Origin of the sequence: Chloroflexus sp. (genome assembly GCF_049970315.1) — a bacterium.
GTDB lineage: Bacteria > Chloroflexota > Chloroflexia > Chloroflexales > Chloroflexaceae > Chloroflexus.
The window spans coordinates 1-21534 of the sequence record NZ_JBMFNE010000008.1 but is presented as its reverse complement, the minus strand read 5'-3'; the positions used below and the strand labels follow the sequence as shown (position 1 = coordinate 21534).

Sequence of the window (21534 nt, the reverse complement as noted above, 5' to 3'; positions counted from 1 at the left end):
CGTTTGTTCACAAAGGTGCATGGCAATACGGTTTGCCGCCTTTACGATTTTCACAATGAGGTGTATGCATGGCCGCCAACCCGCTCTCCGGTACGACCCCGATCATATTTTACGAGCCTGCCCGTCATCCACGTTATCCAACCGATACGCCGGCGCTTGATCAGTATGGCCGCCGGATTGATTACCTGCGCGTCTCGCTTACCGACCGCTGTAATATGCGCTGTGTCTACTGTATGCCGGCAGTTGGTGTGCAGTTCGCTCCCCGCTCAGAGTTGCTGACCAACGATGAGTTGTTGCTCGTGATCCGCGCTGCTGCCCGTGCCGGCTTCCGTAAGCTGCGCCTTACCGGTGGTGAACCGACCCTACGCCACGATCTGGTGAACCTGGTGCGCGAACTGAAGCGCATTCCCGGGATTGAGCATATCGCAATGACGACAAATGCGCTTCGTCTACGCAAACTGGCGCAACCACTCCGCGCGGCCGGTCTCGACCGAGTGAATATCAGTATTGATACGCTCGACCCGGTGAAGTTTCGCATAATGACCTGCGGCGGTAATCTTGATGAGGTTTGGGCCGGGATCGAGGCGGCCGATGCTGCCGGTCTCCACCCAATCAAGCTGAACGCCGTGGTGGTGCGCGGGATGAATGATGAAGAGGTGGTACGGCTCGCCGGCCTGACCCTCGACCGACCATGGGAGTTTCGCTTTATCGAGGTGATGCCCCTTACCGGTGTGGCGGGTTTAGCTGAAGAGGGGATTGTGACTAGCGCTGAGCTGCTTGCTCGCCTCGAACAGTGTTACGGTCCACTTGAGGAGATAGGCCATGCACCAAGTGATCCGGCCCGCACGTACCGTTTGCCCGGCGCTAAGGGAGTGATCGGCTTTATTTCCAGTGTGAGCGATCCCTTCTGCGCAACCTGTAACCGCATGCGCCTAACTGCCGATGGTCGGTTGCACCTGTGCCTCCTCCGCGACGATGAGGTCGATCTGCGCGCGGCAGTCCGTAGCGGGGCCACTGTTGACGAGATTGAGCAAATTATTCGCCACGCCGTTTATATCAAGCCATGGGGCCACGGCCTCCCCGAAGGGATAAAACCAACCTTGCGTGGTATGTCTGAATTGGGTGGCTAATTTTCCAACATCTCTCTAATGATCAAATACCGTCCGAATGATTACCATGCATGGTAGCGGAGTGTCTGCCATACCCGTAGCTACACACCGCGTTGTGCAGTGTTGTCTGCGTCGTCGTGTGGTAGACTGACGATTTGCTTTACGGCCACTCGAATGGCCGTTCGGCAGAGCAATCACGTGAACGAGGGAGGCATATGACAACCGAACCGTTGACCGAAACCGGCCGACAGTCGCACACCTTTAAAGCAGAAGTACAACAAGTTCTGTATATTTTGGCCCATTCACTCTATACCGACCGTGAAATCTTTCTGCGCGAATTGATCTCGAACGCCTCCGATGCAATCAATCGGGTGCAGTTCGAGATGCTGACCAATCGCGATGTCCGTGACCCCGATCTCGAACCGCAGATTACGATTGAAGTGAATAAAGAGGCTCGTACCCTCACGATCAGTGATACCGGTATCGGAATGACCGCCGACGAGATGGTTGAACATCTCGGTACGATTGCACAGTCGGCAGCTCGTGCATTTGTCAAGCAGGCGGGTGAAAATGCCAAGCAAACTGCTAGCGAGATCATTGGTCAATTCGGTGTTGGTTTTTATTCCGTGTTCATGGTCGCAGATAAGGTAACGGTCGTCTCGCAGTCGTATCGGCCTGACGCACCAGCCGCTATGTGGGAATCGAGCGGTGGCGATAGCTTTGTCGTTGGCCCTGCCGAGCGTGAACGACGCGGGACCACAATTACCCTCCATTTGAAAGAAGATGCGACCGAGTTCGCCGATCCTTGGCGGATCGAGCAGATTGTGCGGCGCCACTCCAACTACGTGGCTTTCCCGATTATGCTCGATGGCCGTCAGATCAATGCGCGCACTGCGATTTGGCGCAAAGTACCACGTGACGTTACCGCCGACGAGTATAACGACTACTATCGTCAACTGACCCTCGATAGCCAGCCTCCGCTCAGCTATATCCATATCTCAACCGACGCGCCGGTTGATCTGCATGCGATTCTCTACATCCCATCCCGCCGCGAGCGTGGCATTCTCGAACGCCGGATCGAAGGCCAGATCAAGCTCTATTCGCGTAAGGTACTGATCCTCGAAGAGGCCAAAGACCTATTGCCGGCCCACTTCCGCTTTATCGAGGGCGTGGTCGATAGCGAAGACCTACCACTCAACGTATCGCGCGAAAGCGTGCAGAGCGGTACCGCCGGCGGTTCACCGGTGATGCAGCGTCTGCGCAAGACGCTTACCGGTCGTCTGCATAAAGAGTTGAACGACCTGGCCGAACGCGATCCGGAGAAATATCGCACGTTCTGGAAGGAGTTTGGCCCCTTTATCAAAGAGGGTATTGCTACCGATTACGAGCATCGCAATGAATTGCTGAAGCTGCTCCGCGTGCAGACGACTAAGAGTGGCGAAGAGTGGATTACGCTCGCAACCTATAAAGAGCGCATGGTTCCCGGTCAGAAGGAGATTTATTACCTGATGGCGGCCAGCCGCGAGGCGGCACTCAATAGCCCACATCTCGATCCGTTACGTGCGCGCGATATTGAGGTCATCCTCTTCACCGACTTGATGGACGGCTTCATGCTGTCGGGTTTGCGAGAGTACGAAGGGTTGCGCCTACGCAATATCGATGAGGGCAATCTGGAATTGCCCGGTGAGGTCACCCAACCGACACCGGTCATTGATGACGCGCAATTTACCGCGCTGGCCGAGCGAATCGCAGCCACATTGGGCGAACGGCTGAAGGAGGTACGCGCCTCGAAGGTGCTGCGCGATAGCCCGGCACGTTTGGTCGCTGATGAAGCAGCTTTTGGTCGTGAAATGCAGCGGATCCAGCAGATTCTTGGTCAAGAAGTCCAGAGTGGTCCGCGAATTATGGAACTGAACCCGGCGCACCCATTGATCGCCGCGCTGGCCCGTCGTGCCGCCGCCGATCCCAACGATCCGCTGATCCCGCTAGCCGCCGAGCAGCTCTACGACAACGCGCTGCTGATCGAGGGCTTGCACCGCGATCCAGCGGTAATGGTGCCGCGCATCTTGCGGCTGCTTGAACTCGCTGCCAACGCCGAGCGGTAGCCGCGAAAACGCAAAGGCGCTGAGAACGCAAAGGTCGCCAAGGTAGGTGAACGTTACGGCAGTGCAGGATGCATCTTCGTGGCGTGAAGGCCGGCGCTGAGAACGCAAAGGTCGCCAAGGTAGGTGAAAGGGGGGGGCTTTAGTACAGCTATACGCTAACCCCTACAACAAAAACCTTGGCAATCTTTGCGCCCTTTGCGTCTTTGCGTCTTTGCGTTGAGAGTCTCTGTGCCTTTGCCCCCTCTGCGCCTTTACCTTCTGCGCCAGGCAACAACCAAGCCCACGCCGCCCAACACAACCACTGCGAACCCAATCCACACCCACCACGGTACACCACCGTTCCCGGCAGTCGGCGCCGGTTCGGGGGTAGCAGTAGGTATTGCCGTCGTCGGTATCGGTGCAGTGGTGGCCGTTGGCGTGGGTGCCGGCGCTGCCACCAGGGGGCGTGGGCCGACGAAGACCGCTGTCGTGCGGGCCGGTACGCTAAACGTACCATCAACCTGGTAGCGCGATTGCGTCACTCGCTCGTCACTCGATGCGACCTGCACATCGTGCAAGCGCAGATCACCGTTCGCCAATTCGGGGATAGTGATGGTAACCGTATCGGGTCGGGCATTAAACAGCACCACAACCTGCCCGATATTCGGATCAACCCGCGTCACGCCGTTATCGCTAATGCTCATGACGATCAGTCCGGGAATCTGATCAGGACCGTTATTGAAGAACGACACCATCCGCTCGACCTCTTCGGCAGTGCGCAACCGGAAGAGCGGTGTACTGCGGCGAATACGCAACATCTCGCGGAAGTGGTCGTAAGTGGCGCGCATCAACGCCTCATCCGGCTTGAGATCAGGGTTTGCCAGCAGCGGAGCCATGATCGGCCAGTTACTCTGGTTATCCCATGCCGGCGGCAAGCCCGATCCGAACGTATTCTCTTGACCACGCCAATCGATCCGGTTGAACCAATCCGACGAATTGTAGCTGTTGCGGTCGAGCGACTTCGAGCGCAACAGTTCATCGCCGGCATGGAAGAAGGGAATACCTTGCGCCAACGCGGTCAACGATAGGCCGAGCTGAGCCATACGTGCGCGCTCGACTATGGGCGTATTGGCCGCTGCTTTCAGTTGGATGGCATCAAACAGGGTCTCGTTATCGTGCGCCGATACATACACGATCTGCTCTTGCGGGTCAAGCGTATAGCCGCCGGCGGCGCCGCGGTACTTGATCTGTTCGCCGGGCACGGTGCGGCCTTCGTAGTTAACCATGCGGTACGTCTTGAGATTACCGGCCAACCCCAGCTTGATCAGATCAGTCTCGGCCAGCAATTTGACCCGCTGCGCATCGGGGGTACCCTGCGGGAAGTCGCTCGGATCAGTGGCGAGGCCGGAAATGAAGCCTTGCAAGCGCGGATCGTCGAAGGGGCCGCCACCACGCGCTGCATCGCGCAGCCGATCAGAGAAGGTGCCGATACCGGTGCCGGCCATATTGAATTGAGTGGCATTGATACCGCGCGCGTTATTGGCTACCTCACCAAAATTCCATCCTTCACCATAGATGATAATCGATTTGCCATCCACACCGTCGTGTTCGAGGGTCAGTGCATCGAGGGCTGCCCGTACCGCCAGCATATTGTCTTTCATATGATGGCCCATCAGATCGAACCGAAAGCCATCGACCTTGTAGTACTTCGCCCACAACACCACCGAATCGATCATCAACTTCTCCATCATACGATGCTCGGTCGCAGTATTGGCGCAGCAAGTCGACGTCGTCACATTCCCATCGCCATCAAGGCGGTGATAATAACCGGGCACAATCCGGTCGAGCACCGAACGCGGGTTTTGACCGCTCGCGTTGGTATGGTTGTACACGACATCCATCACCACCCGTAAACCGATTTGGTTGAGCGACTGCACCATCTCGCGGAACTCAAGTATGCGCTGTGGGCCATCAGGATTGGTGCTATAACTCCCTTCTGGTACCGAGTAATGGTACGGATCGTACCCCCAATTGAAGCCATCGAGGTCGCGGATCGGTTCGATCAAGGCTTGCTGTTCCGGTGAATCGGGTGGCAGCGCACGCAATTGCTCGTAGGGTAACGGCACTTGTCGCTCACGAATCTCCTCAATGGTCGCAATGTCGAACACCGGCAAGAGATGGACGTGCGTCACGCCGGCTTTGGCCAGCTCGGCCAGATGACGCATACCCACACTCTCACGCACAGTGAAGGCGCGAAACGTCCCCCGCAGATCGGCAGGCACCGTCTCATCGAGAATGCTAAAGTCGCGCACGTGCAGCTCGTAGAGCACCACGTCTTCGGGCGCCGCTAGTGGTGGCTTTTGCAGCATCGCCCAACCGGGCGGTTGTAACGCTGGATCGTTCAGATCGATGATCTGACTACGGGTACTATTGGCGCTCAACGCAACTGAGTAGGGATCGGTCACGAGGTTTGTCACCACCCGACCCTCACTCGGCACATAGACATCAACCTCGAACAGATAGTACTGACCGATCCAGCTCGCCTCGCCGCGAATACTCCAGACGCCGGTTGCAGCATCGAGCGTCATCGGCAAGACCACCGCGCGCGTATCGGGGTTAGCATCGGCAAAACGGTGCAACCGCACTTGGCGCGCCGTCGGCGCCCAGACCCGGATCATCGGCACCCCATTCTCGATTGCCACACCGAGCGGGCCATCGTAGGGAAAGAGCGCATCGAGGGCGCCGGGAATCTGGACTCGCGTCGCATCGAGCGGCTGACCATTCTCATCATACATTGCCACCACCAACTGACCACGGGTCAGACCGATCAGACGCGCTCGGTCGAGCGGTGGTAATTTAAAGGCACTAAACCCGGCCAGATGAGGAAACTTAGCCAACGCCGCACCGGGACCGGCAGGCGTAAAGGTCAGATCAATCCGCTGCCCACCACTCACCCCTTGAGGAGTAAGTTTGATCGTACCGTTCGGATCACTAAAGAGTGCATATCGATACCGTGGCGTCCCAATGACATTCCAAACAATCGTCTCGGCATCAACCCAGTAAGCACGCGCCCGCGAAATATCGCCTTTCGGCGCACCAGCAGTCGAGATGGTCACTTCACCACTCCCCACGTTATAGCCGATATATACCTCACCACCTTCATCAACCTTTATCACAAACGGCGGACCATTCGGGCCGCCCTCGCCAATCGCACCCTCCAGCGTCTCGCCAATCGCCAACCGCAAGCGGTACTCGCCGGCGGGGATGCGATTGGTGGTGAAGGTATACAACCCGTCACCATCAGGATCTTGCAGCCACGAACCGAGACAAGTAGGATCATCGGCGGCGGCGCAGCCAAGGGCGGGTTGGAAATCGCCCACCGCAACGATCAACGGCGTATTGATGCTATCCGTCACCCAGTGGGTCTTGTGGTCGTAGACAAACCGAACCGACGTTGACGCCGGCACCTGCAATGGAATGTTTGGCCCATCACGGCGGGCATTGAGACCATAATTCTCGGCCCAGCTATCATTCAGCGCAACCTTGTACTCGTAATAGCCCGCCGGCAAGTCAAATCGCGCGCTCCACACATCCACCGCCGGGTCATACGTGAGATAGGTAATGCTGCACGACGGCTGCCAATCACCGGGGCAGCCGAGCACACTTTGGATGGTACCGGGAATCGTAACCGTCTTTGGATTGGGGGGCGTTTGGGCCGCAACCGGCAGCACGATCACCAACCACACCAACACCAACCAGAACGAAAGCGCTGTCAGCGCCCGCTGTTGCCAAGCCAGCCGCATAGCCTTCACCTTCGATAGTTAGCAACGAAACTATTTGCGCGTAGTATAGCAGGAAATGCCGAAATCACGCAACCGACATCGTCACGATACGCGCTGCACGGTCTGCGACCCGGCAATTGGTTGATCCATCCAGATAAAAAAAGCCCCTTTGGGGCAATAACACCAAACTGACTCAGCAAGCACTCGCTCGGAGCGAGGCGGGCTATTCACGCACTGTACTGAGCCAAGCGTGAAAATCGGTATCAATGGCCCGTGAGAACCCGCCGATCATATGGTTCATCTTATGTTCCATTGCCCGTTCACCGATTGCTTGCAACACATGCCCAGGCATAAACCACAAGACCTTCGGTACCGGAATAGTCATCGCCAGCTCAACATTGTACTCAACATCGGTACCGTGGGCGTGAGGGTAAAAGATCGCTTCGGCGAAGAGTTGACCGGGGAAGACAAAGCCGGTCAAATCAATCAGTGGGCCATCATCGACAGGAGTAATCCGAATCGCGCGGAATGGTTCAAATACAGCGGCAATATCGAAATACCCGGCCATAGCGTGGCCGTGGCCGTCGGTGGCTCCAACGATCAAGCGATAGCGGTTAGGGCCGTAAGCAAGAATCTCGATCACATCGGGCAGGAGGCTAAATACTGCCGGAATATCACAGAAATACTCGTAGGCCAGCTCCAGTGGACCGTTAAAGCGGAAGAGGTGAACTGCCGCACCACTGAGATCGACGGCTCGACGATGATCGTCACTGGCGACAGAGGATGTGTAGGGCGCCGGCATAGACGCTCCTCGGCGCAACCCGCGAAAGCGTGCGCATATTTCATATATGACATCAATCACGGCTAGTATAGCATCTCTATCCGCATTGTGCAAGTAGCAGGCCGATTGACGTTTTGCTTTTTGCGTAATAGAATGTTCTCCAGGAGCATGAGAATAGCGCCGCAGCCAAGCTAGCGGCGGGAAGGAGCGATCAATGGCTGTCAAAGAGAGCGACGGCATTTTCAGCATGATGTTCCGCGAGATCGGCTTCTTCTGGGAACAAGCGTGGAAATGGGCGGAAGAGCAAACCAAAGCCGATCGCGAACAAGAGAAGGTTGATCAGCAACGCCGGCTCGCTGAGGCACAAGCTCGCCTACTCGAACAGATCCGCCTCGCCAAAGAGGCCGGTCTGGATGTTGATCGGATAATGGCCACGATCCAACAAGAGCTGAAAAAGTAGGATGTAGTCAGTCGGTTTGCGATTTCCACCGCACCAACGCAGGTTGCAAGCGGGGTCAGTATTCACCCCGCTTTTTCTGTGTTGTAGGCGCACAACCAAACGTTCATGTGGGATATAATAGGCGAAGCGTTAATACATATGTAAGGATTGATCATCAACCTGAGGAAGCGGCATGCCAAAAGAGGTTATTACCCAACGCAGCGTTGATTACAACCAGTGGTATCTCGATATTGTGCGCGAAGCCGATCTGGCCGAAGTCGCCGAAGTCGTGCGTGGGTGTATTGTGGTCAAGGCCCATGGTTGGGCCATCTGGGAATTGATGCAGCGCGCCCTCGATGACCGAATCAAAGCCACCGGCCACTCTAACGTCCAGTTCCCGCTGCTTATTCCCAAGAGCTTCATTATGAAAGAGGCCGAGCACGTTGAGGGCTTCGCTCCCGAAGTGGCCGAAGTCACCCGCGCTGGCGGCGAAGAATTGGCCGAACCGTATGTGATTCGCCCGACCAGCGAAACGATCATTGGTTATTTCTATAGCAAGTGGATCCGCTCGTACCGCGATCTACCCCTCCTCTACAATCAGTGGGCCAATGTCATGCGCTGGGAAATGCGTACCCGCCCATTCCTCCGTACCGCCGAGTTCTGGTGGCAAGAGGGCCATACCGCTCACGCTACCGAGGCCGAGGCCGAAGAAGAGACGCTGCGGATTCTCCACGAGGTCTATGCCGATTTCGTAGAAAAAGAGATGGCGGTACCGGTCATCCGCGGTCTCAAGACTGAGAAAGAGAAGTTTCCCGGTGCACTCCGTTCCTATTGCATCGAAGCAATGATGCAAGATGGTCGCGCCCTCCAAGCCGGTACCTCGCATAACCTCGGTCAGAATTTCGCCCGCGCATTTGACATCACCTTTACCGATCAAAATAACACCATCCAGTATGCGTGGACAACGAGCTGGGGCGTAAGCACGCGCCTGATCGGTGCGCTAATCATGACTCACTCGGATGATGAAGGCTTGGTGCTACCACCGCGTCTTGCACCTATTCAGGTGGTCGTGGTGCCGATTTACAAGAATGATGAAGAGCGCAGCGCAGTGATGGAAGCCGTCAACCGTATGACCGCCGCGTGGAAGGGCCGGCTGCGGTTTAAGGTTGATGACCGCGACAACTATAGCCCCGGCTACAAGTTTAACGAGTGGGAACTGAAGGGGGTGCCGGTGCGGATCGAGATCGGGCCGAAAGATGTCGCCAAAGAGACGGTCGCCCTCGCTCGCCGCGATATGCCAGGCAAAGTCGGCAAGAGTTTTGTGCCTCAAGCCGGACTAACCGAACGGATCGAGGCCCTGCTGAGCGAAATGCAGACCGGTCTCTTCCAGCGCGCCCTTGCCTTCCGCGAGGCCCGTACCGCCGATGTCGCAACCTACGACGAGCTTAAAGAACAGATCGAACGTGGCTTCGCCCGTGCCTATTGGGCCGGCAGTACCGCCGACGAAAAGCGCATTCAAGAGGAGACGCGAGCGACCATCCGCTGTATTCCGCTCGAACAACCGGGGACGGTGGGCCGCTGTGTCTATACCGGTCGTGAAACCGACCGCCAAGTGATCTTCGCCCGCGCGTATTAGCCGATCAAACAGAATGCTATGAGCACCACTCTAACCGACCTCGCTACGTTCATTCGCGAGCGCTTACCGCAAACACGAGAGCGCTTGCGCCAAGCTGTCCAAGCCGATAGCAGCGGCTATGCTGCTATTCCTGCTCACGAATTAAGCCCGGCCCTGCAACGCTCGGTTGAGACGATCTGCGCGCTTTTCGGTGAGAATGATAGTGTGCCGGTCAACGAATGGGCACCGCAGATTGGCGAACGTCGTGCCCGGATGGGACTCTCACTCGACGACATGATGATCGTTGTGAACCGCATCCGTGAGTTTTGCTGGCAGGAACTTGAAGCTTTCGGCAGCGATCAATTGGCGATTGGTGAGGTGCGCCGGTTCGAGGATGCTATTCACGAGTTCAATCGCCTTTTACTGCTCGGTTATAGTCAGGCGATGTTGTCGCTTCAGCAGGAGTTGCGCGATCAGGCAGAGCAGATTGAAGCCCAACAACAGACGATCCGCGAGCTGAGTACGCCTATCTTGCCGCTGTACGAAGGTATTCTGGTCTTACCGCTGGTCGGCGCTATCGATAGCTTTCGCGCTGGCCAGATCATGGAACGCTTACTAACCGCCATCGCCGAACGCCAATCGGATATCGTTATCATCGATATTACCGGCGTACCCGTGATCGATACCGCCGTCGCCAATTATCTCTTACAAACAACACGCGCTGCCCAATTGATCGGCGTACAGGTCATTTTGGTCGGGATCGGCCCGGAAATTGCCCAAACGATTGTCCAGCTCGGCGTCGACCTGCGTGGGATTCGGATTGGTGCTAACTTGCAAGCCGGGATCGAGTTGGCGTTACAGCAATTAGGATATGCGATTCGCTGACTCGACACGCCGACAACACTACCATGCCAACCGTTCTTGCCGACATTGCTGACTTCTGTGAAGCACAGCTCACTACTACCGCCGAAGTGTTCACCGACTATCTGCGCGCTCAACAGGCAAACTATGCTGCTATGGATCGGGTGACCCTGTTGCAGGCGGTGACAACATCATTGCAGACCCTATGGTATGCCATCGCCACCGGCGATATACAGCCCTTGCTTTCCCACGCTCGTGCAGTAGGAGAAGCGCGAGCAGCCAGTGGTTTTATTGCCGGTGATTTGTTTACCGCCCTGAATGAACTGCGGCATGTTGCTTGGGATATGGTAGAAGCGTATGACCGCGATCACAAGGTTGTTACCGTCTCGCACATTCGGCAGATAGAAGATGTATTGCAAGCCTTTGGTCAGACCTTGCTCACCAGTTTTAGCCGGGTCTACCGTGAAATGCAAGCACAAATCTACGATCAAGCCACACAGATTGCAGTGCAACAACAGACCATCCGCGAGCTGAGTACGCCTATTTTACCGCTGTACGAAGGCATTTTGGTCGTACCGCTGGTCGGCGTTATCGATAGCTTCCGCGCCGGCCAGATCATGGAACGCTTACTAACCGCCATCGCCGAACGCCAATCGGATATCGTTATCATCGATATTACCGGCGTACCCGTGATCGATACCGCCGTCGCCAATTACCTCTTACAAACAACACGCGCTGCCCAATTGATCGGCGTACAGGTCATTTTGGTCGGGATCGGCCCGGAAATTGCCCAAACGATTGTCCAGCTCGGCGTCGATTTAAGTAGGATTATCATCGGAGCAAGTTTACAAAATGGTCTTGAATTAGCGCTAAGCCGCATTGGACGGGCAATTAGGCCATCGATGGAAGGGCATCTACGCTAAGGTAATGGGGCCAACGAAGACAGCAGCGACGAGGAGGTCGCATGACCAGTATTTTTACCGATCTACAAGACTTTCTACTCAATCGCCGCACAGAGATACTTGCTGAATTGGCGCGGCGTGTACAGGAACAGAGTGAGGGATACGCTAACCTCGAACAAGAGGATATGCTGAGCACGATGAGCACAACCATCGAGGAGTTGGCTAAAGCCATCGGCACCCAAGATCTCGCCTCATTCTTATCCCACGCCGAGGCCGTAGGTGAGATGCGTGCCCTCGGCGGTCTCTCCCTGAATGATGTGCTAGTGGCAATAAACAATTTTCGCGCATTAACGTGGGAAGCGCTGGAAGCTTTCGCTGCTCAACGACCCGATTGCACCCCTGCTACGGTGCGCCTGGTGGCGGATCTGTTAGCGCACTTCCAGCGTGCGATGGTGAACAGCTTTGACGTGACGTACCGAGGACTGCACCATCAGCTTCGCGATCAACACGAGCAGATCACATCGCAACAACAGACCATCCGCGAGCTGAGTACGCCTATTTTACCGCTGTACGAAGGCATTTTGGTCGTACCGCTGGTCGGCGTTATCGATAGCTTCCGCGCCGGTCAGATCATGGAACGCTTACTAACCGCCATCGCCGAACGCCAATCGGATATCGTCATCATCGATATTACCGGCGTACCCGTGATCGATACCGCCGTCGCCAATTACCTCTTACAAACAACACGCGCTGCCCAATTGATCGGCGCCCAGGTCATTTTGGTCGGGATTGGCCCGGAAATTGCCCAAACGATTGTCCAGCTCGGTGTCGATTTACACGGTATTCTTATCGGTGCTCATCTGCAAAACGGCATCGAACTGGCGTTCAAGCAACTAGGACGGGTGATTAAGCCGGTGATGACAACCAAACCAAGCGTTCGATGAGCAAGCTACACGAGCCGATGCGATCCGCCGATCACCTCACATCTGGCTCACCCGATGTTACGGCATCTCTCCCAATCACCTGACAACGCACTTATCAGCAGTATGATAACCATTACCGACAACGCAGAGCACTTCGCGTAATTGCACTACTTTCGCACCATTTATGCCCAACATCGCATTTGTGCCGAACGTTGCAATCGTAACTCGGCTATGCTAGAATAATCCACGTCTACGGTAGGAGATTTTCCCAAACACCAGCGCCCCGCGCAAGCCCCGTGCCCTGCGCGCCGCGCCGGCAGTTTCATCGGGTCGTGCATTCGTGCAACGAAGGAGTTGGGGTCATGCAGGATCTGAACGCCGTCCAAAGTCTTGCAGTCTGGGCCGTCCTCATCGTCTCGCTGCTCGGTATCGGGTACGCCTTCTTCATTCGCAGCCAAATCCTTGCGCAGGACACCGGTACGCCGAAAATGCGCGAAGTCTGGGGATTTATCAAGACCGGCGCGAACGCTTATCTGAGCCAGCAATTCCGTACCATCTCCATCCTCATCGTCATTCTCACCTTTGTCCTGGCAGCGAGTGTGTTCATCATCCCCCCCACAACCGAAGCGGTTGAGCGGTTCGGCAGTGAAGAGGCAGCTACCCTTTGGGTAGCGATCGGACGAGCAGTGGCCTTTCTCATGGGGTCGCTGTTCAGCTATGCCGTCGGCTACGTCGGGATGAATGTGGCCGTTGAAGGGAATGTGCGCGTTGCCGCGGCCTCGCGAAAAGGGTATAATCCGGCCCTTCAGGTCGCGTACAAATCCGGCTCGGTGACCGGGATGCTTACCGTGGGCCTCGGCCTACTCGGTGGTACCCTAATCTTTATGGTCTTCGGGATTGCTGCACCCGACGCCCTGCTCGGCTTTGGCTTCGGTGGTTCGCTCATCGCACTCTTCATGCGCGTCGGTGGCGGTATCTACACCAAAGCGGCTGACGTCGGCGCCGACCTTGTCGGCAAAGTTGAGGCTGGCATCCCCGAAGACGACCCGCGCAATGCAGCCGTAATCGCCGATCTGGTCGGTGATAACGTCGGTGACTGCGCCGGTATGGCGGCTGACGTTTTTGAGAGCTTTGAAGTGACGCTGGTATCGGCATTGATCCTCGGCTTGGTGCTGGGTGATGCGGTTGTGGGCACTATCGGTGACGGAGCGTATGATCTGCGCTTCATCATCTTCCCGCTGGTGCTCCGCGCGATTGGTGTAGTTGCCTCGTTCATCGGCAATCTGTTCGTCACCACCGATGAACGTAAGCGCAATGCAATGGCAGCGATGAACCGTGGCTTCTACATTGCTGCCGGTTTGGCTATTGCGGCCAGCGCTGCGGCAACTCCCATCTTTATGGTTGACGAAGCAACCGGTGTCGTCGACTGGCGACCGTTCTTTGCCACCCTCTCCGGTGTGGTCTTGGCAGTCGTTCTCGATAAGCTGACCGAATACTTTACCAGCACCCACTTCAGCCCGGTGAAAGAAACCTCAAAGGCTTCCCAAACTGGATCGGCGACGAATATTTTGTCGGGCTTAGCGCTCGGTATGGAGAGCAGCGTCTGGGCAATTCTGGTCATCTCGGCCTCGATCTTTACGTCGGTGTTGATCTACTCCGGTGAACCGGCGGCTACTCAGTTTACTGCGATTCTCTACGGGGTTTCGTTGACCGGTATCGGTATGTTGCTGTTAACCGGTAATACGATTTCGATGGACAGCTTCGGCCCCATCTCCGACAACGCTAACGGGATCGGCGAAATGGCCGGACTTGATAAGAATGCGCGCAACGTGATGGATGACCTCGACGCGGTTGGCAATACAACAAAGGCGGTCACGAAGGGGATTGCAATTGGCTCGGCTGTTATCGCGGCAGTGGCGCTCTATGGCTCCTATTTCACCGATGTCAATAAGGTGTTACAACAGATGATCGCCAAGGGCGAGCAGAGTATCGAGCTGCTCTCGTCGATTAACGTCGCTGCACCTACCGTGTTCATCGGTCTCCTCATTGGTGGTGCGGTACCTTTCCTCTTCTCCTCGCTGACCATCCGCGCCGTATCGCGGGCCGCAGCGCAGATCGTCAACGAAGTGCGACGGCAGTTCCGTATCCCCGGTTTGATGGAGGGCAAGGTACAGCCCGATTACGCGCGTGCTGTTCAGATTTCTACGACGGCAGCCCAGAAAGAGCTGATCAGCCTTGGCCTGATTGCCGTGTTGGTGCCGATTATTGTCGGCTTTACGCTCGGTGTCGAGGCGTTGGGTGGTTTTCTCGCTGGGATTATCCTCACCGGCCAATTGATGGCAGTGTTCCAAGCAAATGCCGGTGGCGCCTGGGATAACGCCAAGAAGTACATCGAGGAAGGTAATTTCGGCGGCAAACACAGCGAACCACATAAGGCGGCCGTGGTTGGCGATACCGTTGGTGATCCGCTTAAGGATACTGCCGGCCCTGCCTTGAACCCGATGATCAAGGTGATCAATCTGGTGGCGCTGATTATTGCACCGATTGTGGTGACGATCAAACCCGGCAATCCAGGTGTGATTGTCGCGATGATTCTCTGTGTCGCTGCGCTGATCTGGGCAATCTGGCAGAGCAAGCGTGAAAGCGAGACGCTTAAAGAGATCGCTCAAGCACCGGCATCAGCCGATTAGTTAGTAAGTTTTAACTAATCTTGTAACCGGAGCATCGAGTTGTAAGTGGGTAGGGATACAGCGACACTGTATCCCTACCTTTACACTTTGCCATCTTCCCCTACGGCTGTTACCCTCGGTTATAGTGTCCTAACGACGCCAATCGTATTCCTTGGTTCCCCAATCAGCTCTGTACGAAGTAGCTACATCTCCCCTCCGACGTTAACGCCGGGTAATCAACTCTTCTCGCCGAAACAGTTGCCAACCAATTAGTATCAATATAGTATCCGCTCATCAGTAAGGGAGAGGTTCAATGACGACACCTGCGCCGAAGGCCGATGTTGACCGTGAAATGCGCCCTGCCGGCGATAGCCGCCGCAAGATCCTTGAGGCGACGATGAAGCGTTTCCAGTATCAGGGAAACGCATTGATCGAAGTTCTGCACAAAGCCCAGGAACTCTACGGTTTTCTGTCACCAGAATTACTCAGCGAGGTAGCCCAACGCCTCCATTTGCCGCCAAGTCGAGTATACGGCGTCGCAACCTTCTATCATTTCTTTTCATTGGCCCCTCAAGGTCGACATAGCTGCACCGTCTGTCTTGGCACTGCCTGCTACGTGCGCGGCGCTGCCATCTTGCTGCGCGAACTCGAAACATTAAGCGGGATCAAGGCCGGTCACACCAGTCCTGATGGGCAGTTATCCTTACTCACTGCACGCTGTCTCGGCGCATGTGGCATTGCACCGGCCGTTGTCCTCGATGGTGAAGTTATCGGACACGCCGACCGCTCAGATCTAACAGCGCGGATTCGGTCGTTGCTTGGCCGTGAGGAGTAGGGTATGGATCTCCACGAACTGGAAACCATCGCCGAACGAGAGCAAAGCCATCACACCCGACAGCGTATTCTTTGTTGTGCTGCTGCCGGCTGTCAGGCCTCAGGATCACTCGAAATCAAACGCCGTCTTGAAACCGTATTGACCGCAGCCGGCAAGCTGGCCGAAGTTGATGTCATCCCGGTTGGCTGCATGGGGTTGTGTGGTCACGGTCCGTTACTACGTATCGAACCTACCGGCGAAACCTTCGAACACGTCACCCCAGCCGATGCTGAAGATTTGGTTGCGGCCCTTGATGGTGGTCCTTGCGCAGTACCACGCTGTGATCGAAACATCCCCTTTTTTACCCGCCAACTACCGATCGTACTCCGTCACTGCGGCCAGATCAATCCCGAACGGATCGAAGACTACATCGCCGTGGGAGGTTATCGCACGCTCTACCACGTAATCCACGAAATGACACCGGCTGAGGTAATCAACGTTATCACCCGTAGCGGCCTCCGTGGACGTGGTGGCGCCGGTTATCCGACCGGTCTCAAGTGGGCGACCGTGGCGAAAAGCCCCGGCGAACGCAAATTTGTGATCTGCAATGCCGACGAGGGCGACCCAGGTGCGTTTATGGATCGCAGCGTTCTTGAGAGCGATCCACACTTGGTGTTAGAAGGAATGGCGATTGCAGCCTATGCGGTTGGCGCCGAACAAGGTTTTATCTACGTGCGCGGTGAGTACCCATTGGCAATCGACCGCTTGCAAAAGGCGATTGTGCAAGCACGCCGGCTCGGTCTGCTCGGCACTCAGATTTTTGAGAGCGGTTTTAATTTTCGCATTGACATTCGCGTTGGAGCCGGTGCGTTTGTCTGTGGCGAAGAAACGGCGTTGATTGCATCGATTGAAGGTCGCCGTGGTCAACCACGACCGCGTCCACCCTACCCCGCTGAAAGTGGCCTATGGGGCATGCCAACTCTTATTAACAACGTCGAGACGTTTGCTAACATCACCGCTATCATCGAGAACGGACCTGAATGGTTTGCCAACATTGGTACTGAGAAGAGCAAAGGGACGAAGATTTTTGCCCTCACCGGCAAGATCCGCAACACTGGCCTTATTGAAGTACCGATGGGCATCACGCTGCGTGAAATCGTGGAAGAGATAGGCGGCGGCACACCAGATGGCTCCCCGGTAAAGGCGGTACAGACCGGTGGGCCGTCTGGTGGGTGTATCCCGGCCAGTCTGTTCGATACGCCGGTTGATTACGAATCACTCGCCGCCATTGGCTCCATCATGGGATCGGGCGGTATGGTGGTTATGGACGAACACACCAATATGGTCGATGTTGCCCGCTTCTACATGGAGTTTTGTAAAGAGGAATCGTGCGGTAAATGTATTCCCTGCCGCGTAGGGACGGTTCAACTCTTCAATATGTTGACTAAGGTCCGTAACGGTCAGGCAAAAGGGAGTGATCTGGTCAAGATCGAAGAGTTATGTGAACTAATGCGCGAAACCAGCCTCTGTGGCCTGGGGCAATCGGCACCCAACCCGGTGCTCAGTACCTTACACTACTTCCGACACGAATACGAACAGTTGATCGGTGCGGAGGGCGATTATGGCAGCTAAGACGCTCACGATTGATGGCCATCTAGTATCGGCGCGCCCTGGTGAAACCCTGCTTGCAGCTATCCGTGAGGCAGGGATCACCATCCCGACCCTCTGCCACCTCGATGGATTGTCAGACGTCGGCGCCTGCCGACTCTGCCTAGTTGAGATCGAAGGTCAGCGTCGGTTGCAACCGGCCTGCATGACGATGGTCAGCGAAGGGATGGTCGTCCATACCAACACTCCCCGCCTGCAAATGTATCGACGCCAGATCATCGAACTCCTCTTTGCCGAACGCAATCACGTCTGTGCAGTGTGTGTTGCCAGCGGCAATTGCGAATTGCAACGATTGGCCGCCATGGTCGGTATGGATCATGTGCGCTACGATTACCTCTCACCCAACTGTCCGGTTGACATCTCACACCCGCGCTTTGGCATCGATCATAACCGCTGCGTACTCTGTACACGCTGTGTACGCGCCTGCGACGAGATCGAAGGCGTCCATACGTGGGATGTAGCAGGGCGTGGCACCGATTCGCGAGTTATCACCGATCTGAATCAGCCGTGGGGAACATCTACGACATGCACGAGTTGCGGCAAGTGCCAGTTGGCCTGCCCAACCGGGGCTATTTTCCCGCGTGGTGTCGCTGTTGGTGAACGTCCTCACGCCAGCGAACGAATCGCGTTGATAGTTGAAGCACGCAAGCAGCGCTGGTAACGCGCAAGGAGAGGCGCATGAGCCGAACACGTATTGCGACCATCTGGTTAGGCGGCTGTTCGGGCTGTCATATGTCATTGCTCGATCTCGATGAATGGCTGATTGAGCTAGCAGCACAGGCCGATCTTGTGTACAGTCCGATCGCCGATGTCAAACAATTTCCATCTCATGTTGATGTGACGTTGATCGAGGGAGCCATCGCCAATAACGAACACCTCGAACTGGCGCATATTGCCCGGCGTAACAGTAAGATTATCGTCTCTTTCGGTGATTGCGCTGTGAGCGGGAATGTTACTGCGCTGCGCAATCCGCTGGGTTCCCCAGAACAGCTTCTACAACAGGTCTACATCGAACATGGCGACCCACGCGGGACAATACCTCACGAGCCGGGTATTGTGCCGGTGCTCCTCGATAAGGTGATGCCGGTTCATCAGGTCATCCCTGTGGACTATTATCTGAGCGGCTGCCCACCATCGGCACCCCGGATTCGTGCCTTACTCGAGGCATTGCTCGCAGGCCGCAAACCGGAAGTTGATATTCGATTTGGATAGGTAAGACGTGATGATTGAGATGGAATATGTGAGCGCACCGTAATGTTTTGCGCGAACCATGACAGAAGGAGTGCGCGATGGGCCAACGGATTGTGATCGATCCGGTTACGCGGATCGAAGGGCATGCTAAGATCAGCATTTATCTCGATGACAACGGTAATGTTGCCGAGACGCGCTTTCACGTCACCGAGTTTCGCGGTTTTGAACGATTCTGCATTGGACGGCCCTTTTGGGAAATGCCCGGTATTACTGCTCGGATCTGCGGTATCTGCCCAGTCAGCCATTTACTTGCCTCAGCTCGTGCCGGTGATGCTTTACTGGCAGTTCAGATCCCTTCGGCTGCAGAGAAACTCCGCCGCCTGATGAATCTCGGTCAGATTATGCAATCGCATGCCCTCAGTTTCTTTCACCTGAGTGGGCCTGATCTCATGCTCGGCTTTGACAGCGATCCGGCACAGCGCAACATATTTGGCTTGATCGCTGCCGAGCCAGACGTTGCCCGGAATGGGATCCGCTTACGTCAATTTGGTCAAGAGGTAATTGAACTGCTTGGTGGACGTAAAATTCACCCGGCGTGGGCAGTACCGGGCGGAGTCCGTAGTGGTCTGACCGAGAGTAGTCGCGACCGAATTCGGTCTGCTGTACCTGAAATGCTGACAATTGCCCTCGATGCGATAGCACGCCTCAAACGGCTCACCGAGCAATACCAACGTGAAGTTACAACCTTCGGTGTCTTCCCCAGCTTATACCTCGGCATGGTCGGGCCTGGTGGCCGCTGGATGCATTATGGTGGTAAACTGCGAATTATTGACCATACCGGCAAAATGTTGATCGACGATCTCGATCCGATTGACTACCGCGACGTGATTGGAGAAGCGGTTGAGCCATGGAGCTATCTGAAGTTTCCCTACATTCGTGCATTCGGTTATCCACAGGGTATGTACCGAGTTGGGCCGCTCGCGCGGCTTAACGTATGTGCGTCAATAGGTACACCGCGAGCCGATGCTGAATTACATGAACTTCGCGAACAGGTCGGACCGGTGATCGAAGGGAGTTTCTACTACCATCATGCCCGGCTTATCGAGATCATCGCTGCCCTTGAACACATCGAAATGCTGATCGAAGATGATGATCTCCTTTCACCTAACCTTCGCGCCGACGCTGGGGTCAATCGTTACGAGGCGGTTGGAGTAAGCGAAGCACCTCGCGGTACGCTCTTCCATCACTATCGGGTTGATGAGAAGGGGTTAATTACTGACGTTAATCTCATTATTGCCACCGGTCAAAATAATCTGGCGATAAACCGCACAGTGGGTCAGATCGCCCAAAACTACATCTGCAACGGTCAGTTTGATGAAGGCATTCTCAACCGGATCGAAGCAGGTGTACGTGCGTATGATCCATGCTTAAGTTGTTCGACGCACGCTATCGGACAGATGGCGATGGAGGTTGAGTTATACGATGCGCACGGCACACTGGTAGGTCGCCTCAGTCGTTAAAAAAGGTGAAGACCTAGACCAAATCATTGTCTGCGGTATAATTGTCAACAAATAACGGTAATCTCGTGAAAGGGTTAGCTATGGGACACAGCAGCCGGCGCCGATGTCCTGCGATCGCACCGTATGGTCTCGTCATTGGCTACGGGAATCCGGTACGTGGCGACGACTATGCCGGACAGGCAGCCGCCGAACGGATCCGGCAATGGCGAGTCGCTGGGTTGCAGGTCGTGACCAAGACCCAACTCACGCCAGAATTAGCTCCTCTCATCGCTCGCTCACGGCGGGTAATCTTCCTCGATGCCGCCATTGATCGCACTCACGTCGAGGTACGTTGCATCGAACCAGCAAGGCAACTCACCTCTAGTCATCAGAGTGATCCCGCCGCATTGCTTGCGCTGGCTCGTCTGATCTACGGTCACGCACCACGAGCGATACTGGTAACGATTCCAGCTTATGACACTTCTTTGAGTCTAACGCTTAGTCCCGCTACAGAACGAGCCGTCGCGTATGCAGCTCGGGTGGCGCGAGCGTATTTGATACGACGTTACTGGCCATTGCGAACGCAAGCGGTGGGAGCATCGTAGCAATGCGACCGACGATCAAATCAGAGTAGTGGATTTGAGGGAACGGCGACACACTCGCTAGCTACTCGTGGAATAGTGGGTGACAGCCTATTCCATACCTGCTGTGGCGAGCGGCAGTGACTTACCGTGTGCCATCATTCCCTACGGATTGTGCCTACCTCAAGCGGGGGGAGAGCAACACCATCGGCATACCGACCAATCGTCGCGTGAGGAGATGCAGCCGTACGCCACGCTTGGGTGACGCACTGATAGTGGAGGTCGGGGGAGTGAGGCCCATGCTTGCTGTCTGTAGTCGGGACATAGTGCTGTGCGTGCGGTGGTGAATTACCGTGTTCCTAAGCTGTGCGACGGTGGCCTGTCGCATGTCAGACTCGCTGTAGCGGGCACAGGGACTTACCGCGTTCCAGACCCACGATGTGGCGTGCGGCAGATTGCTCGCTGCGCTCGCAATGACAGATGATACTGCGCTCACCCACTCCCTATTCAAGGGCGCACCAGCGCCCGAGAAATCTTACCGTGCGGCAGATTGCTCGCTGCGCTCGCAATGACAGATGATACTGCGCTCACCCACTCCCTATTCAAGGGCGCACCA

General features: G+C 55.8%; 16 protein-coding genes. 14 read left to right on the top strand and 2 right to left on the bottom strand.

The window, feature by feature from the left end; translation table 11 throughout:
* The first annotated feature begins 68 nt into the window (after positions 1 to 68).
* Positions 69 to 1130 carry a GTP 3',8-cyclase MoaA gene (moaA, locus tag ACP5OT_RS07450; RefSeq protein ID WP_424674896.1) on the top strand — a complete coding sequence of 354 codons (1062 nt, stop codon included), beginning with the start codon at positions 69 to 71 and terminating at the stop codon, positions 1128 to 1130.
* 194 nt (positions 1131 to 1324) lie between these two features.
* Positions 1325 to 3214, top strand: coding sequence for a molecular chaperone HtpG (gene htpG, locus ACP5OT_RS07445; RefSeq protein ID WP_424674897.1), 1890 nt, complete (start codon positions 1325 to 1327; stop codon positions 3212 to 3214).
* A 251-nt stretch (positions 3215 to 3465) separates the two neighbouring features.
* On the opposite strand, the gene pulA is transcribed toward htpG, so the two are convergent.
* A complete protein-coding gene (gene pulA, locus ACP5OT_RS07440; protein ID WP_428131785.1) occupies positions 3466 to 6996 on the bottom strand; it encodes a pullulanase-type alpha-1,6-glucosidase in 3531 nt (1176 codons plus the stop codon).
* Positions 6997 to 7198: 202 nt separating this feature from the next.
* Positions 7199 to 7777: a DUF1997 domain-containing protein gene (locus ACP5OT_RS07435; RefSeq protein WP_424677200.1), complete on the bottom strand. Its 579-nt coding sequence runs from the start codon at positions 7775 to 7777 to the stop codon at positions 7199 to 7201.
* Positions 7778 to 7970: 193 nt separating this feature from the next.
* Between ACP5OT_RS07435 and ACP5OT_RS07430 the strand changes: the two genes are divergently transcribed.
* The 12 genes from ACP5OT_RS07430 to ACP5OT_RS07375 all read left to right on the top strand — a co-directional run bounded on the left by ACP5OT_RS07430 (position 7971) and on the right by ACP5OT_RS07375 (position 20942).
* Positions 7971 to 8216: a hypothetical protein gene (locus ACP5OT_RS07430; protein WP_015941216.1), complete on the top strand. Its 246-nt coding sequence runs from the start codon at positions 7971 to 7973 to the stop codon at positions 8214 to 8216.
* 172 nt (positions 8217 to 8388) lie between these two features.
* Positions 8389 to 9831, top strand: coding sequence for a proline--tRNA ligase (gene proS / locus ACP5OT_RS07425; RefSeq protein WP_424677199.1), 1443 nt, complete (start codon positions 8389 to 8391; stop codon positions 9829 to 9831).
* An 18-nt stretch (positions 9832 to 9849) separates the two neighbouring features.
* Positions 9850 to 10695 (top strand): STAS domain-containing protein, encoded by an 846-nt coding sequence (locus tag ACP5OT_RS07420; protein ID WP_428131782.1) that lies wholly within the window; start codon positions 9850 to 9852, stop codon positions 10693 to 10695.
* Between the two features lie 23 nt (positions 10696 to 10718).
* Entirely contained in the window at positions 10719 to 11594 is an 876-nt protein-coding gene (locus ACP5OT_RS07415; RefSeq protein ID WP_428131780.1) for an STAS domain-containing protein, read from the top strand.
* A gap of 41 nt (positions 11595 to 11635) precedes the next feature.
* The gene (locus ACP5OT_RS07410) at positions 11636 to 12517 is read left to right on the top strand and encodes an STAS domain-containing protein (protein WP_424677197.1); all 882 of its coding nucleotides are present in this window, start codon (positions 11636 to 11638) and stop codon (positions 12515 to 12517) included.
* A gap of 341 nt (positions 12518 to 12858) precedes the next feature.
* On the top strand, positions 12859 to 15186 hold the full coding sequence (locus tag ACP5OT_RS07405; RefSeq protein ID WP_428131777.1) for a sodium-translocating pyrophosphatase: 2328 nt from the start codon (positions 12859 to 12861) through the stop codon (positions 15184 to 15186).
* Positions 15187 to 15478: 292 nt separating this feature from the next.
* On the top strand, positions 15479 to 16000 hold the full coding sequence (hoxE, locus tag ACP5OT_RS07400) for a bidirectional hydrogenase complex protein HoxE (RefSeq protein ID WP_428131775.1): 522 nt from the start codon (positions 15479 to 15481) through the stop codon (positions 15998 to 16000).
* A gap of 3 nt (positions 16001 to 16003) precedes the next feature.
* The gene (locus tag ACP5OT_RS07395; protein WP_424677194.1) at positions 16004 to 17611 is read left to right on the top strand and encodes a NuoF family protein; all 1608 of its coding nucleotides are present in this window, start codon (positions 16004 to 16006) and stop codon (positions 17609 to 17611) included.
* Positions 17601 to 18308 carry a bidirectional hydrogenase complex protein HoxU gene (gene hoxU, locus ACP5OT_RS07390; protein ID WP_424677193.1) on the top strand — a complete coding sequence of 236 codons (708 nt, stop codon included), beginning with the start codon at positions 17601 to 17603 and terminating at the stop codon, positions 18306 to 18308. Before ACP5OT_RS07395 ends, hoxU begins: the two co-directional genes overlap by 11 nt.
* Positions 18309 to 18325: 17 nt before the next feature.
* Positions 18326 to 18859 carry an oxidoreductase gene (locus ACP5OT_RS07385; RefSeq protein WP_424677192.1) on the top strand — a complete coding sequence of 178 codons (534 nt, stop codon included), beginning with the start codon at positions 18326 to 18328 and terminating at the stop codon, positions 18857 to 18859.
* A 77-nt stretch (positions 18860 to 18936) separates the two neighbouring features.
* A complete protein-coding gene (locus ACP5OT_RS07380) occupies positions 18937 to 20358 on the top strand; it encodes a Ni/Fe hydrogenase subunit alpha (protein WP_428112265.1) in 1422 nt (473 codons plus the stop codon).
* 80 nt (positions 20359 to 20438) lie between these two features.
* Complete coding sequence (locus tag ACP5OT_RS07375) at positions 20439 to 20942, top strand: hydrogenase maturation protease (protein ID WP_424677190.1); 504 nt, start codon at positions 20439 to 20441, stop codon at positions 20940 to 20942.
* Positions 20943 to 21534 lie beyond the last annotated feature (592 nt).

Excerpts from the sequence above, each read along its gene's own strand:
- ACP5OT_RS07415 (WP_428131780.1), top strand. The coding sequence starts at position 10,719 with ATGCCAACCGTTCTTGCCGACATTGCTGACTTCTGTGAAGCACAGCTC.
- htpG (WP_424674897.1), top strand. The coding sequence starts at position 1,325 with ATGACAACCGAACCGTTGACCGAAACCGGCCGACAGTCGCACACCTTT.
- hoxU (WP_424677193.1), top strand. The coding sequence starts at position 17,601 with ATGGCAGCTAAGACGCTCACGATTGATGGCCATCTAGTATCGGCGCGC.
- ACP5OT_RS07435 (WP_424677200.1), bottom strand. The coding sequence starts at position 7,777 with ATGCCGGCGCCCTACACATCCTCTGTCGCCAGTGACGATCATCGTCGA.
- moaA (WP_424674896.1), top strand. The coding sequence starts at position 69 with ATGGCCGCCAACCCGCTCTCCGGTACGACCCCGATCATATTTTACGAG.
- pulA (WP_428131785.1), bottom strand. The coding sequence starts at position 6,996 with ATGCGGCTGGCTTGGCAACAGCGGGCGCTGACAGCGCTTTCGTTCTGG.
- ACP5OT_RS07375 (WP_424677190.1), top strand. The coding sequence starts at position 20,439 with ATGGGACACAGCAGCCGGCGCCGATGTCCTGCGATCGCACCGTATGGT.
- hoxE (WP_428131775.1), top strand. The coding sequence starts at position 15,479 with ATGACGACACCTGCGCCGAAGGCCGATGTTGACCGTGAAATGCGCCCT.
- ACP5OT_RS07385 (WP_424677192.1), top strand. The coding sequence starts at position 18,326 with ATGAGCCGAACACGTATTGCGACCATCTGGTTAGGCGGCTGTTCGGGC.
- ACP5OT_RS07410 (WP_424677197.1), top strand. The coding sequence starts at position 11,636 with ATGACCAGTATTTTTACCGATCTACAAGACTTTCTACTCAATCGCCGC.
- ACP5OT_RS07430 (WP_015941216.1), top strand. The coding sequence starts at position 7,971 with ATGGCTGTCAAAGAGAGCGACGGCATTTTCAGCATGATGTTCCGCGAG.
- ACP5OT_RS07380 (WP_428112265.1), top strand. The coding sequence starts at position 18,937 with ATGGGCCAACGGATTGTGATCGATCCGGTTACGCGGATCGAAGGGCAT.
- ACP5OT_RS07395 (WP_424677194.1), top strand. The coding sequence starts at position 16,004 with ATGGATCTCCACGAACTGGAAACCATCGCCGAACGAGAGCAAAGCCAT.
- proS (WP_424677199.1), top strand. The coding sequence starts at position 8,389 with ATGCCAAAAGAGGTTATTACCCAACGCAGCGTTGATTACAACCAGTGG.
- ACP5OT_RS07405 (WP_428131777.1), top strand. The coding sequence starts at position 12,859 with ATGCAGGATCTGAACGCCGTCCAAAGTCTTGCAGTCTGGGCCGTCCTC.
- ACP5OT_RS07420 (WP_428131782.1), top strand. The coding sequence starts at position 9,850 with ATGAGCACCACTCTAACCGACCTCGCTACGTTCATTCGCGAGCGCTTA.